General features: G+C 38.6%; 15 protein-coding genes and 1 tRNA gene. 15 read left to right on the top strand and 1 reads right to left on the bottom strand.

The window, feature by feature from the left end:
• Nucleotides 1–6 precede the first annotated feature (6 nt).
• The 11 genes from rpoE to ED2_RS00230 all read left to right on the top strand — a co-directional run bounded on the left by rpoE (nt 7) and on the right by ED2_RS00230 (nt 9,174).
• On the top strand, nt 7–612 hold the full coding sequence (rpoE, locus tag ED2_RS00280) for a DNA-directed RNA polymerase subunit delta (protein WP_016177384.1): 606 nt from the start codon (nt 7–9) through the stop codon (nt 610–612).
• Between the two features lie 293 nt (nt 613–905).
• Nucleotides 906–1,325 carry an RNA polymerase sigma factor gene (locus ED2_RS00275; RefSeq protein ID WP_005878404.1) on the top strand — a complete coding sequence of 140 codons (420 nt, stop codon included), beginning with the start codon at nt 906–908 and terminating at the stop codon, nt 1,323–1,325.
• Nucleotides 1,326–1,338: 13 nt separating this feature from the next.
• Nucleotides 1,339–2,229 carry an RsiV family protein gene (locus ED2_RS00270; RefSeq protein WP_016177385.1) on the top strand — a complete coding sequence of 297 codons (891 nt, stop codon included), beginning with the start codon at nt 1,339–1,341 and terminating at the stop codon, nt 2,227–2,229.
• A gap of 106 nt (nt 2,230–2,335) precedes the next feature.
• Nucleotides 2,336–2,746, top strand: a complete 411-nt coding sequence (locus ED2_RS00265) for a hypothetical protein (RefSeq protein ID WP_005878408.1) — start codon at nt 2,336–2,338, stop codon at nt 2,744–2,746.
• A 289-nt stretch (nt 2,747–3,035) separates the two neighbouring features.
• Nucleotides 3,036–3,758, top strand: coding sequence for a GntR family transcriptional regulator, LSA1692 subfamily (locus ED2_RS00260; protein WP_016177386.1), 723 nt, complete (start codon nt 3,036–3,038; stop codon nt 3,756–3,758).
• Between the two features lie 4 nt (nt 3,759–3,762).
• On the top strand, nt 3,763–5,061 hold the full coding sequence (locus tag ED2_RS00255; protein ID WP_016177387.1) for a Sapep family Mn(2+)-dependent dipeptidase: 1,299 nt from the start codon (nt 3,763–3,765) through the stop codon (nt 5,059–5,061).
• Nucleotides 5,062–5,212: 151 nt separating this feature from the next.
• Nucleotides 5,213–6,160 carry a glycosylasparaginase gene (locus ED2_RS00250; RefSeq protein WP_005878413.1) on the top strand — a complete coding sequence of 316 codons (948 nt, stop codon included), beginning with the start codon at nt 5,213–5,215 and terminating at the stop codon, nt 6,158–6,160.
• Nucleotides 6,161–6,232: 72 nt separating this feature from the next.
• On the top strand, nt 6,233–6,547 hold the full coding sequence (locus ED2_RS00245; RefSeq protein ID WP_255209464.1) for a PTS sugar transporter subunit IIB: 315 nt from the start codon (nt 6,233–6,235) through the stop codon (nt 6,545–6,547).
• A gap of 61 nt (nt 6,548–6,608) precedes the next feature.
• Nucleotides 6,609–7,964, top strand: coding sequence for a PTS cellobiose transporter subunit IIC (celB, locus tag ED2_RS00240; RefSeq protein ID WP_016177389.1), 1,356 nt, complete (start codon nt 6,609–6,611; stop codon nt 7,962–7,964).
• A gap of 14 nt (nt 7,965–7,978) precedes the next feature.
• Nucleotides 7,979–8,497, top strand: coding sequence for a GrdB-related putative oxidoreductase (locus ED2_RS00235; protein ID WP_016177390.1), 519 nt, complete (start codon nt 7,979–7,981; stop codon nt 8,495–8,497).
• Between the two features lie 404 nt (nt 8,498–8,901).
• A complete protein-coding gene (locus ED2_RS00230; protein ID WP_005878421.1) occupies nt 8,902–9,174 on the top strand; it encodes a hypothetical protein in 273 nt (90 codons plus the stop codon).
• Nucleotides 9,175–9,327: 153 nt separating this feature from the next.
• Here the strand turns inward: ED2_RS00230 and ED2_RS00225 are convergent.
• Nucleotides 9,328–9,399: transfer RNA gene (locus ED2_RS00225), tRNA-Arg, on the bottom strand.
• A 59-nt stretch (nt 9,400–9,458) separates the two neighbouring features.
• Here ED2_RS00225 and rpoN point away from each other — a divergent pair.
• The 4 genes from rpoN (at nt 9,459) to ED2_RS00205 (ending at nt 14,379) form a co-directional block, all read left to right on the top strand.
• Nucleotides 9,459–10,793, top strand: a complete 1,335-nt coding sequence (gene rpoN / locus ED2_RS00220; protein WP_005878423.1) for an RNA polymerase factor sigma-54 — start codon at nt 9,459–9,461, stop codon at nt 10,791–10,793.
• A 153-nt stretch (nt 10,794–10,946) separates the two neighbouring features.
• Nucleotides 10,947–12,038, top strand: coding sequence for a sugar-binding transcriptional regulator (locus ED2_RS00215; protein ID WP_173284501.1), 1,092 nt, complete (start codon nt 10,947–10,949; stop codon nt 12,036–12,038).
• Nucleotides 12,039–12,078: 40 nt separating this feature from the next.
• Complete coding sequence (gap, locus tag ED2_RS00210; protein ID WP_005878427.1) at nt 12,079–13,080, top strand: type I glyceraldehyde-3-phosphate dehydrogenase; 1,002 nt, start codon at nt 12,079–12,081, stop codon at nt 13,078–13,080.
• Between the two features lie 108 nt (nt 13,081–13,188).
• Nucleotides 13,189–14,379 (top strand): phosphoglycerate kinase, encoded by a 1,191-nt coding sequence (locus ED2_RS00205; RefSeq protein ID WP_005878429.1) that lies wholly within the window; start codon nt 13,189–13,191, stop codon nt 14,377–14,379.
• Nucleotides 14,380–14,501: the final 122 nt, after the last annotated feature.

Here is a 14,501-nt window from a genome sequence, read left to right as displayed (position 1 = left end):
TCCTGATTGGAAATTAGTGTATTTGAAGGTGCAAACAAAAACGAATTATCGATGATCGAAGTAGCACACGCGATCTTAGAACAACGTGGCGATGTGATGGATTTTTCTGATTTAGCAAACCAAATCCAAAACTATCTTGGAAAATCAGATAGTGAAATTCGTGATTCACTCGCACAATTTTATACTGACTTAAATATTGATGGTAGCTTTATTTCATTAGGCGACAATCGCTGGGGCTTGCGTTCATGGTATGCAATCGATTCAATCGATGAAGAAGTCAACCATGGAATCGACGAAGAAGATGAAGATACACCTCGTCGACGCAAACGTAAAAAAGTAAATGCCTTTATCAATGATGATGAAGATGCAATCGATTATAATGATGACGACCCAGAAGATACTGATTTGTCTGACGAAGACGATGATGATCTTTTTGAAGATGATGATGACGATGATGAAGAAATCGCTGCTTATAACTCTGACCTACAAGAAATAGGTGCAGACGATACAAGTGATGATGAAGAAGAATTGCCAGGAAACATCGAAGAGGATCTAAGCATTATAGAAGATGACGATGAAGACTACGAAGACGAAGAATTTACTGAAGAGTAAATGTCTTTCAAAGAGGGCGGGACAGCAGAAATTACTTCTGCTCCCGCCTTTTTTTCGTATTTAGAAGAGGGCGAGACAAAAGTGTTTCTTACTTTTGTCCCACCTTTTTTCTATCTTTAAATCAGTATGTACATAAAAAATAAATCATTTTGAAACTTTTTGGTGATTCAAAACGTCATAGTAGGTGAGACGGAAAGGGGCTGAGTTCGATTTTTACTAGTTATAGGAAAAAGAAACAGATTGAAAAATCTAAACGTTTATTAAATGAATTGATTCAAACGGAATATGAAAAGATGTATCGGATCACAATGACTTATGTTCATGATAAAGAAGAAGCATTAGATGTCATGCAAGATAGCTTTCACAAAGCATTAACTTATTTTGAGAAAGGAGAAGACATCGAACACTTTGCCGCATGGTTCTATCGAATACTTATCCGAACAGCTATCGATGCTTGGCGAAAACAAAAACGCTACAGCTTTGAACCTTTTGAAGAAGCACGCTCAGTCGGGGTAGATCCTTCTGAAATTTCTACAAAAGAGCTCTACGAAGTATTAGAAGGTATCGACAGTCCGGAAAAAGAAATTTTGATTCTTCACTTTTTTGAAGGGTTTCGCTTGAAAGAAATCGCTGAGATATTAGAGCTGAACGAAAATACAGTCAAAACCAAGATGTATCGTTCATTGAATCTGCTAAGAAAAATTTTACAGTAAAGGAGAGTTAAGAATGTATTCTGCCCAAAAAGAACTGGATGTACTAAAGAAAGTATATGGAGAACAAGAAATACCTGAGAACATAAAGAATGAGATATTTACCCGTTATTCCTTGGAAGAGCATTTGCTCGTTAGGAAGTTAAGAAGAAAAAAACAAATAAAAGGATTTTTAGTCACTATTGCATTATTGGCAGTAACAACTAGCAGCCTGCTTTTTAGCGATCAGGCACGTAGTTTTGCTGAAGACCTCCCGATCATTGGTCCAGCTGTCAGATTGCTCTTAGGGGAGCAGCTGTCTGATAAGGGTATCACTATCGATGTTCCGCAAGTAATGACAAGTGAAAGTGAAGAAAATGAAACCATCAGTGGATTGAACAAAAAATACTTTCGCGAAGGAAAAGTCGAATTTGAAAAAGCAAAAATGGAGTATCAGGATATTGAAAAGGGTCATTTTCAAGTTACGGGAGATTATCGGAAGGTCCTAGATGATACGCGCTTTTTAGTTATTGAAAGAAACCTAACAAAAACGGCTGCAGATAGTTATACAGAAAAAAGATATGACACGATCGATAAACAAAACAGTGTAGTTTTATCTTTGCCATTGTTGTTCAAGGATGACCAGTATATTTCTACACTGACTAAAGAGGTCAAACGACAAATGAGCGAACAAGTAAACGAAAATCCAGAGAAATACTATTGGACAAACAAAGATTTTCAAGAAGGAGTAGAAGAAATCCCGTTAGTAACGAAGGATACGCCTTTTTACATCAATAAAAATCACGAGCTTGTTTTGGTTTACGACCAGTTTGCTATTGCTCCAGGCTATATGGGGAATCCAGAATTTGTGATTCCAAAAGCGATAACCAACAAATTATTGGCAACAAGTGATTACTTAGACCGTTAGCTTTGTATCGTCAAAATAGTTTTCATTTGTCCAAAATTCTCCTTTTGCGCTACTATAGTAATAGACAAAAGTGGTAGACAAAGAAATGATGAAGGAGACGATCAAAATGCTTGATGACAAATTGAAATGTCCGCAATGTCAAACGAAATTTTATTATAATGAAGTGACAAATGTTGTCCATCATCGAAAAAAAGAAATGCCGATCCGTTGTCCACAATGTGACTACACGGTCAAAAAGAAATTGTCCCATGGCTATTTCGTCACTTACAAAGAAGAAGAGTTTGAAAATAAAAATGTTGATTTAGGACAAGAAGCATTACCTGAACAATACAAAAATATCAAAACTGGTGCTATCATCAGTTCAGAAGATTACCAACGATTGATCGAAGAGAATGATCGCCTACTCAATGGTCCAATGAGTTCTGAATTGATGGGCGGAGCAAACATGCTTTTAGAAAATGAAGAATTAAATAGTAGCGAAAGTTATGAAGATTATGTTCCTTATCATGAAGACTAAACTACAGTAATTGAAGAAAACGAAAAGAGTCGGTTCGTTGGAGTGCTCTTGATCGGGAAAATTATTTCCGAGTAGGGATAGTTATTTCTGCAGCTGCCAATGAACGACTCTTTTCGTTCATTCAATTGGATAAATTATTCTTAAAATTGAAATTTTAAGTGAAAGTATATACTTATTGGTATATACTTATTTTTGTTGGTATTCTTTTAAAAGTAATTCTAAAGTTGAATTTTTTTGAAATGAGAGGGATACCATATTGTATTAGAAACAGAAATTAGGAGGGAACGCTGTGAAAAACCAGCCGATATTTCAGGAGATTGCACGCAAAATTGAAGAACGCGTGGAAGATGGTGTTTATGTATCTAGTCAAAAACTACCCTCTGAATATGATCTAGCGGATGAATTTCAATGTAGTCGGCTCACTATACGAAAAGCGATTGAATTATTGATCAGTCAGAATATCTTAGTAAAAGAAAAAGGAAAAGGCACATATGTCATGAAGCAGCCAAAGATCCAAAGCGGCTCTGGTGGTCTGCAAAGTTTTACTGAAACGGCTCGTATCCAAGGAAAACAAACAAAAACAGAAGTGCTGGAATATGAGATTGCCAAGGAACTATCCCTTAAAATAAAACAGGCATTTGGCGAATATGCTTCTGAGCCAATCGTTCACTTGATTCGACTACGGTCTTTTGAAGATGAACCAATGACAGTCGAAAACCTCTACGTACTAAAACGCTATATAGGGGAGGCAACAAAAAAAGAGTTAAGTGGCTCATTGTATCAAGTAATCGAAAAACATATCGAGATCGGTTATGCACATCAAGAGGTCGAAGCAGTAAAAGTCACTAAAGATGTATCAAAACTACTTAAAGTCCAGGTTGGGGAACCCATGCTGCTAGTTCACTCCATGACGTATTCACCAGCCGCCCACCCTATTTTATATGACCGCTCGTTTTATCGTGCGGATAAATATACATTCAAAAATACATTGATACGACACAATAAGGGGTGACAAAATGGAAGAAATAACCGCAAGTATTGATTCGCATTGGCAAGAGTTTTTAGTTTTGCTTCAAAAGGTAATGCAAGTCCCAAGTGTGAAAGGTAAACCAGCACATCACGCACCGTATGGGACAGAACCAAGAAGAGTATTGGATCTTGTTTTGGCCGAGGCTGCGGCGAAGGGTTTCAAGACGAACGTAATCGACGATGCCATCGGTTATGTTCAATGGGGTGAAAACAGTGAAGAATATATCGGAGTCATTGGCCACCTTGATGTTGTGCCTGCAGGAACAGGTTGGGATTTTCCACCATTTGATTTGACTGAAAAAGCGGGACGTTTTTATGGTCGAGGTATCTTAGACAATAAAGGTCCAATCATTAGTTGTCTTTATGCGCTGTTTTTATTGAAAAAAAGTGGTTTCGTTCCCAAAAAGACGATCAGACTTATATTTGGTACAGATGAAGAAAGCGGGATGTCTGATATCCCGCACTATTTAAAGTCGGAAAAACCGCCGATTTTTGGATTTACCCCTGACTGCAAATACCCTGTAGTCTATGGTGAACGTGGAGTCGTCAATGTAACGATCCAGCTCCCTCTTGATCCAGAAGTGCTTGGTCAGATCAGTCAATTCTCAGGAGATCAATACAGAGATCATGTTCCAGATCAATTAGGTGTAACAATCAATGGCACCACTCATCAGGTGACAGGCAAACGTTCACCTAGTAATGCGCCAGAAATGGGTGAGAATGCGATTACTTTACTCACACAGAAACTAAAAGAGACTGAAATACCTGACCAACTACAAAGTTATTTTAGGTGGATCGCTGAAAGCTTTCACGGCAAACACTACGGTGAAGGAATCGATCTTGCCTTGGCAGATAAGGATTCTGGTAAGCTCATCCTTACACCAGTAGTTTTACAAAAAAGCGAGACGGGTTTGGATCTGGAAGTCGCCTTCCGTTATCCAGTTTCTGCTAGTGAAGACGAGGTACTTCGTCGATTGGCGCAACAGTTGCCTAAAGGTGCTTCTTATGAGGTGACACGCAGTATTCCGGGATTCTGTCGTGAAAAAGACTCACTCGAGATCCAAAAACTATCAATGATCTATGGTGAAGTCACCGGTAATGACCCAACACCAGTAACAACCACAGGGGCAACGTATGCTAGAAAGATACCGAATACGTTAGCATTTGGTCCTTCATTTCCAGGGCAAAAAGGGATTGCGCATAATAAAAACGAATATATGGATATAGCAGATCTACGTATGAATTTAGAGATCTATCTAAAAAGTATCCAGGCACTGTTGGAATAGTTTCTATAGTGGAAGATTTTTATAATGAAATAAAGAAGGCTTATCTTATAAATCGATTAGATTTTTGGATAAGCCTCTTTTTAGTATAGACATATTAGTATATACTAAATAAAAATAATTGTAAGCGTTACTATAGTCAGGAGGAGTAGGTATGTGGGGAATTATAGCAACTTGGCGCATGGCGCATGACGGCATTCTCGCAGCAAAAAGATTACTCGAAGAGAAAAGCACTTGTGGTGATGCTGTTGAAACGGCCATCAAGTGTGTGGAAGATTATCCATTTTATAAATCAGTCGGGTATGGTGGACTGCCAAATGAACGTGGGATCGTAGAGATGGATGCAGCATTCATGGATGGTGATACATTCAAGATAGGGGCTGTCGCAGGGATCGTTGATATAGCCAATCCAATTGCAGTCGCACGTCGGTTAAGTGAGGAAAAATTCAATAGTTTCCGAGTCGGGCAAGGAGCAACCGAATTTGCTATGTTGGCAGGCTTCGAACGTAAAAATATGCTGACAGAGCGAGCAAAAAAAATCTGGCAAAAACGATTAGACGAAATGGCAAAAACAAACCTAAGTCCATATGATGGTCATGACACAGTTGGCGTTGTTGCCTTAGACAAATCCCAAAGCATGGCTGCAGGAACCTCTAGTTCAGGACTATTCATGAAAAAACAAGGACGCGTAGGCGATTCTCCGTTGTCAGGTTCAGGTTTTTATGTCGATAGTAAAATCGGTGGTGCAGCTGCTACAGGTCTTGGGGAAGATTTGATGAAAGGCTGTTTGTCATATGAAATCGTCCGATTGATGGGCGAAGGACTTTCCCCACAAGCAGCGTGTGACCAAGCAGTATACCGGTTCAGCGACACGCTGAAAGAACGTTATGGAAAAGCGGGAGCTTTTTCACTGATCGCAATGAATAATGAAGGTGAGTGGGGTGTTGCGACAAATGTCGAATTTACATTCAGTCTTGCAACTGAGAAAGAGCAACCAGCTATTTACTTAGCAAATCCAGGACCAGAACAAAACACGATCATTGAGCCGATCACTAAAGAATGGTTGGATGCCTATGAGAAGAGAATCAAAGCACCAGTTTAACAAATCTATTTATACAGCTGGCTCTCAGCTATTATTTATAAATTAAGGAGGAAGAAGAATGGCTACAAAAAAATCTATTTGTTTTGCGAAGCAGGAATGTCTACAAGTATCATGGTCAACAAAATGATGGAGGTCGTGAAAAAACACAAAATGCCTTTGGAAATCAGTGCTTTTCCAGCAATTCATGCGGAAGAGAAAGTCGAACAAGAAAAACCAGTAGCAATCTTACTTGGACCGCAAGTTCGTCATTTGAGTGACAAGATGAAGCAAACATTTGAACCACAAGGAATACCAGTCGGCACGATTGCGGCGGAAGCATATGGCATGATTGACGGCGAACGTGCAATGAAAGATGTTCTAAAATTGATCAAAGATAGTAAAAAGTAAATAGTAAATAGCAATGTAACCGGTAACAGTCAAAATCAAACATAAGATCGGAGGAAAAAAGATGCAGAAATTTTTAAATTGGCTGGAAAGAGTCCTTACACCAATGGCGAAAACCATTGGCGAAAACAAATATCTAATCGCTATTCGGGATGGGTTTCTACTTTCTACCCCATTATTGATCGTAGGATCGTTATTCTTAGTATTGACCAATTTCCCGATTCCTAACTGGAATGAAATCATGAGCGGAATTTTAGGTGACGACTGGGCAACGATGCTGAATAAACCGGCAACAGCTAGTTTTGATATCATGACGATCCTCGCTGTTTGTGGGATCGGCTATAGTTTAGCGAAACAGTTCAAAGTCGATGCGATGCAGGCAGCAATCATTTCATTAGTTTCGTTTTTTATCGTGACACCTTTTTCAACGACCTTCACTCCAGAAGGCTCTACCGAAGTATATGAAGTAGGAAGCCTTCCATTACGCTGGATGGGTTCAAGCGGTCTATTCTTGGGAATGGTCGTTGCATTGCTCTCAACGAGGATGTTCGTTGCGTTGATTCGCAAAGGCTGGACGATCAAAATGCCAGAAGGCGTCCCTCCAACTGTTGTGAAATCATTTGAGGCACTTATCCCTAGTTTTGTTATCCTTACATTTTTCATGGTAGCTAATTGGTTAGCAGATTTAACTTCATATGGAAACCTGCAAGAAATTTTATTCAAGTTTTTGCAAATGCCGTTGTTAAGTTTGGGAAATACGCTAGGAGCCATGATCATTGCGTACTTATTTTTACACTTTTTCTGGTTCTTTGGAATCAACGGATCAAGTGTAGTCGGAGCAGTATTCAATCCGGTTCTACGTGCGTTATCCATTGAAAATTTAGACGCTTATAAAAATGGTCTGGAAGTTCCTAACATCATCACCGGTCAATTCCAAGACATGTTCGCAACTTTTGGTGGTGGCGGATCAACATTATCATTGATTTTAGTGATGGTCATCATTTGTAAGAGTCAACGTATCAAAAAATTATCTCAATTATCCCTTGTACCAGGAATTTTTGGCATCAATGAACCGATCATTTTCGGTTTGCCGATCGTATTGAATCCAATCATTTTGATCCCATTTGTTCTTGTTCCAACGATCAATATCATCATTGCCTATTTCTGTATGGATTTCGGATTGGTTGCCTACACCAACGGTATCCAACTTCCTTGGACGACACCACCGATCATTTCTGGATTTTTAGTAAGTGGCTGGCAGGCTTCGATCCTACAAGGCGTTTTGATTTTACTTGGAATGGGAATCTACTATCCATTTATCAAGGTATTAGATAATCAGTACCTAAAAGAAGAACATGAAGCGGAAGAAAAAGAAACAGAAGAAATCAATTTTGATGATTTCGATTTTGATACATTGTAAAAAGGAGGTATCTCATGAAAAAGATACTCGTGATTTTGAACCATGTCACGGCTGGTATGGGAAGTGATGAGCAAGCGCAACTGCCTCCAGGAGGAAAAAAAGCAGCGATGGGACCAGCAGAAACGCTTGTTCCACTATTCAAAGAAAAAGATGCTGAGATTATTGCAACTTTATACTGTGGTGATCAGTACTATGTAAGTCATCCTGAAGAGGTAAACCAAAAATTCATCGGTTTTGCCAAGAAATTCGGCGCTGATGCAGTATTATGCGGCCCAGCGATGCATTATCCCAATTTTGGTATGATGGCAGGTAGCTTAGCAAAAGCATTAGCTAAGAATGGAGTTCCCGCAGCGGCAGCAATGTCAGCAGAAAACCCAGCTGTTGAAGAATTTCGTGAAACAGTCCTAATTATCAAAATGCCGAAAAAAGGCGGAATCGGCTTAAATCAATCCTACAAAAATATGGTAGAATGCGTCACCGTACTAGCACAAAGAGGAGAATTGACAGCCGAAGAACAAGAACTCTTATTTTAAAAAATAATTTCTTATAACGTTTAGTAAAAAGTATCAAGTAAGAATAGTCATCTAAAAATCAGACTTTCATGGAGGTTGGGACAGAAGTGTGTAACTCCGAGAAATAAGAAGAAATTAACGAAAATTACTTTTCAAATTTTTGTGAATTTCGGCTTATTTAAGAAGGAATTGCTTCTGCTCCCACCGTTTATTCGTTTTTAAAGCATGAGATAAAAGTATTTCTTACTTTTGTCTCATGCTCTATTTTTTTGTTTTTTTGTGAGGTATTTCCATTTTCAAAAGAACAAGAATGAGCAAAAAGACCTTTTGAATTTAAAAAAAACTTAGAACATAACAGTTTTATGACGTTAGTTATTAGGTTAGTCTGTAGTTGGAAGTTCTGTAAAGAAGCTATGGAAAAATAAGTGGATGTTTCGTTCATAAAAGGTGATGGGAGAATAAAAAAGATCAAACCAATAGTGAAATTAGGTGTGAATGTATTAGCAAGCATCAGTTTATTTATTGCTCCAGTCATGATCTCTCAATCGATCTCTGCCAAGGGAGTCTTTGGGGAACAATACCTCATTGAATATGCTGGAACACTCTTGGTGCATAGTTTGGCAATTTTATTTTTAACGTTTTCGCTTAATCGCTTTATTGACGCAATCCACGTGATATCTTCTGCGAGCAAAAATTAAGTGAAAGCTTGATGATAGAGGGGGAGATGTTCGACTTTAAGGGAAATAAAAGAGAGAAAATAAATAAAAAGCTGGTTCTCGATCGAGGACCAGCTTTTTGATTGAAAATTTTAGAAAGCAAAACGCTCTCAAATATGCTAAGATAACAATAGACGCGTCCTGAGGGAATCGAACCCCCGTCTCAAGAACCGGAATCTTACGTGATATCCACTACACTAAGGACGCAAGCACTGGGATAATTGTAACGAAACCCAAAAAAAAAAACAAGGGGAATGGACAAAAAAATGAAATTTCAACAAAACTTTTCACAAAAACAACAACAAACACAAAAATTAGCCATGACACAGCAGCTGCAACAGTCCATTCAAGTATTGCAGTATAACAGTGAGGAACTGCTCGCGTTTGTTGAAAATCAAGCACTGGAAAATCCTTTATTAGAAGTCGTAGAGCCAGATTGGCAACCTGACTTTCAAAAAATAAAATCGTCGAACTATGAAGGCGAGGAAACAAACTACTTGAATCAAATTCCAGATACCAGCACTTCCTTATTTGAATCATTGATCGATCAGGTCCATTTGAATTATCGTGATACGTTTTTGCGTAAACTCGTACTTTATCTAGTTGAGTATATCGACTTGAACGGCTTTTTGACGATTGATTTGAAAGAAGCAGAAACCAATACGAATGCGTCATCGATTGAAATACTTGATGCCCTTACACTGATCCAGCAACTCGAACCGGCAGGAGTCGGCGCAAGAAGTTTGCAAGAGTGTCTGATGCTTCAGACAGAAAGAGATGATTTCGCACCAGAATTAGCTTATATCATCTTAGAAGAGTGTTTTGAACCGTTAGTAGAACGGAAGTGGAAAGAAATTGCGCAACGCTTCTCGATTGAATTAAGCGAAGTACAGCAGATCTTTGATTATATTCAAACCCTTAGTCCGAGTCCTGGTAGGATTTTTGATCGAAGCAGCGAACTTTACATTATTCCAGATGTAAGAGTAATGGTAGATGAGAACAACCAGGTCCATGTTCGATCAAATCGGGGAAACCAACCAGATGTCCGTTTTCAAGAACATTACTTTAATCAGATGCAAAAAAAAGCGGACAAAGAAACGCAAGTCTATTTGAAAGAACGAAAACAGGAATTTGATTGGTTGAAAAAAACGATCTTACAGCGAGGGGATACGATCTTGCGTGTGGCGCAAAGTATCGTGGCGCATCAGCAAGAATTTTTTACGAATAAGAACCGACCAATCAAGCCGTTGACGTTAAGAGAAGTTGCTCAAGAAATCGATGTGCATGAATCAACAGTCAGCCGTGCTGTCAATGGAAAATATTTAGAGACAGAGTTCGGTGTATTCGAACTAAAAAAATTCTTTACGAATCGCATCCAAAAAAGTGGAAACATGTCAGAAGAAGATCTTTCTGCAGATACGGCCCAAAAAAGAATCCAAGAGTTAGTCGAGGAAGAAGATAAAGGGAAGCCGCTATCCGATCAAAAAATAGTAGAACTATTAAAAAAAGATGAAATATTGATTTCAAGAAGAACCGTTGCGAAGTATCGAGACCTGTTAGGAATCCCAAGTTCATCGAAAAGAAAACGTTATGATAATTAATGTGAATTTTGACTAGAAAAAATGAAAAATTTTTTCTAGTTGTTTTTTATTGAAAAAGTAGAATAAAACTGTTAGACTAACATTCGTGAGGTTGAGATTTTCCTTTTTAATATTTTTGAAAATTGGAAAGTCACTTTTCTTTTTTTATCGTACATGGGTCGTTTTGAGTCTACATTGGACATTTATCGTCCAACTAAGGAGATCGCTATGCTAGATGAATTGAAAATGATTGAATCTGTTGCACCAGATATTATCGAGGTTCTGCAAGAACGCTATAAAATTTTGCGAAATATTTATTGGATGCAGCCGATTGGTCGCCGCAGTTTATCAGAAAGTATGGGAATCACAGAACGAGTATTACGAACAGAAACAGATTTATTGAAACAGTTGAATTTAATCAACACCTCTAAAAGCGGAATGACGTTGACAAAAAAAGGTGAGGAAGTTTATCAGAGTCTTGAAAGCTTCATGGATCAACTTTTAGGTATGCATCAGACAGAAAAAAAACTGGCTGAGTATTTCGGGAATCAACGTTGTATTGTCGTGTCAGGAAACAGTGAGAAACAGCCTAAAGTTGCTGACGGCTTCGGTGAAGCATTAGACGAAGCGTTGGATCTTTTACTTCCGGAAGGTGATAATATTATCGCCGTAATGGGAGGAACAACGATGGCAATCGTCGCTGAACAATTGACAAATCTGGAAAACAGTAAACGACATAACTTATTTGTGCCAGCTCGTGGCGGTATCGGAGAAGCTGTGACTGTACAAGCAAATTCGGTCAGTGCTAGAATGGCTACAAAGGCAAGTGGCAATCATCGTGCGTTGTATGTACCAGAACAATTAAGTCTAGCTACGTACAATTCTTTACTCAATGAACCGTCTATCCAAGAAGTCTTAAACTTGATTAGTCAGGCGAATTGTGTTATTCATAGTATTGGACGTGCATTACACATGGCTGCACGAAGAAAAATGACTGAGCAAGAATTAGTCATGCTAAAACAGGCCAATGCTGTTGCGGAATCCTTCGGCTATTTCTTTAACGAGAATGGAGAAGTTGTTTATAAGGTTCCAAGAATCGGCATAGAATTGAAAGACTTAGCGAATGTACCGATCATCCTAGCTATTGCAGGTGGAAAGTCAAAAGCTAAAGCAATTCGAGCCTATATGAAAAATGCACCAAAACAAACGTGGCTCATCACAGATGAAGCTGCTGCAAATGAGATTTTAAAAGGGATATCCCTTTAAAATAAATATTTTTTTGATTTTCATAAGGAGGAAATCTTAAATGACAGTTAAAGTAGGTATTAATGGTTTTGGACGTATCGGACGTCTAGCATTCCGTCGTATCCAAGATGTAGATGGAATCGAAGTAGTAGCAATCAATGACTTAACAGATGCTAAAATGTTAGCACACTTGTTAAAATATGACACAACTCAAGGACGTTTCAACGGTACAGTTGAAGTTCACGAAGGTTCATTCAATGTTAACGGAAAAGAAGTTAAAGTTTTAGCTAACCGTAACCCTGAAGAATTACCTTGGGGCGAACTAGGTGTTGACATCGTTCTAGAATGTACTGGTTTCTTCACTTCAAAAGTAGCTGCTGAAAAACATTTAACAGCTGGTGCTAAACGTGTTGTTATCTCTGCTCCTGGTGGAAATGACGTTCCAACAATCGTTTATAACACAAACCACGAAACATTAACTGGTAAAGAAACAGTTATCTCAGGTGCTTCATGTACTACTAACTGTTTAGCTCCTATGGCTAAAACATTAAACGACAAATTTGGTATCGTTGAAGGATTAATGACAACTATCCACGCTTACACAGGTGACCAAATGACTCTTGACGGACCTCATCCTAAAGGTGACTTCCGCCGTGCACGCGCTGCTGCTGCAAACATCGTTCCTAACTCAACAGGTGCTGCTAAAGCTATCGGTTTAGTAATCCCTGAATTGAACGGTAAATTAGACGGAGCTGCTCAACGTGTTCCTGTACCAACAGGTTCATTAACTGAATTAGTTACAGTTCTTAACAAAGAAGTAACTGTTGACGAAATCAATGCAGCAATGAAAGAAGCTTCAAACGAATCTTACGGATACAACACAGACGAAATCGTTTCTTCTGATATCGTTGGTATGACTTACGGTTCATTATTTGATGCTACACAAACTAAAGTAATGACTGTTGGCGACAAACAATTAGTTAAAACTGTTGCTTGGTACGACAATGAAATGTCATACACTGCACAATTAGTACGTACTTTAGAATACTTCGCTAACTTATAAGATAGACAAACGTACAAGTGTAAACAATAAACATGTACACTTAAAAGCGGGGAAGCAATCGCGCTTCTCCGCTTTTTTTGATAATAAGTTTATTTAGGAGGATATAAAATGGCTAAGAAAACAGTTAAAGATATCGATTTAAAAGACAAAAAAGTTCTTGTCCGTGTTGACTTTAACGTTCCTTTGAAAGATGGCGTGATCACTGATGATACACGTATCAAAGCTGCTTTACCAACAATCAACTACGTATTAGAACAAGGCGGAAAAGCAATCCTTTTCTCTCATCTAGGACGTGTAAAAACTGAAGAAGATAAAGCAGGCAAATCTTTAGCACCTGTTGCAAAACGTTTAGGCGAATTATTAGGAAAAGAAGTAACTTTCGTTCCTGAAACTCGTGGTGCTGAATTAGAAGCTGCAATCAACAACATGAAAGACGGAGACGTAGTTGTTTTCGAAAACACTCGTTTTGAAGATGTTGATGGTAAAAAAGAAAGCAAAAATGATGCTGACCTAGGTAAATACTGGGCTTCATTAGGTGATGTATTTGTAAACGATGCATTCGGTACAGCTCACCGTGCGCATGCTTCTAACGTAGGGATTGCTTCAACTGGTATCCCAACAGTTGCTGGATTCTTAATGGAAAAAGAAATCAAATTTATCGGTGAAGCAGTTGAAGATCCAAAACGCCCTATGATCGCAATCTTAGGTGGCGCAAAAGTTTCTGATAAAATCGGCGTAATCGAAAACTTGATTCCTAAAGCTGACAAAATCTTGATCGGTGGCGGAATGACTTACACATTCTACGAAGCAAAAGGCATCAAGATCGGTAACTCTTTAGTTGAAGCTGATAAAGTAGCATTAGCGAAAGAATTGATCGAAAAGGCTGGCGACAAACTTGTATTACCAATCGACAATGTATGTGCTCCAGAATTTTCAAATGATGTTGAAACACAAGTCATCGAAGGAGATATCCCTGAAGGCTTGATGGCTCTAGACATCGGCCCTGCATCAGTTAAATTATTTGCTGATACATTACAAGGTGCTAAAACAGTTGTTTGGAACGGACCTATGGGTGTATTCGAAATGAGTAACTTTGCAAAAGGTACGATCGGCGTATGTGAAGCAATCGCTAACCTTGAAGGTGCTACAACTATCATCGGTGGCGGTGACTCAGCTGCAGCTGCAGAACAACTAGGTTTCGCTGATAAATTCACACACATCTCAACAGGTGGCGGCGCAAGCTTAGAATTGTTAGAAGGTAAAGAATTACCAGGTCTAGCAGCAATCAACGACAAATAATCAATCGTAAAAGTTAAGTAGGAAAAGAAAAGCTACTTTTTGTAGCGAGAGCATTCGTTCGGATCGTAGTTTTTCTTTTTCAATACGTAGAAGAACATCTGCGACTCATAATTTAAAGGAGT

Origin of the sequence: Enterococcus durans NBRC 100479 = LMG 10746 (assembly GCF_001544215.1) — a bacterium.
GTDB classification, from domain to species: Bacteria; Bacillota; Bacilli; order Lactobacillales; family Enterococcaceae; genus Enterococcus_B; species Enterococcus_B durans.
Note: the sequence above shows the minus strand (reverse complement) of the source record. Positions and strands in the feature narration are given on the sequence as shown.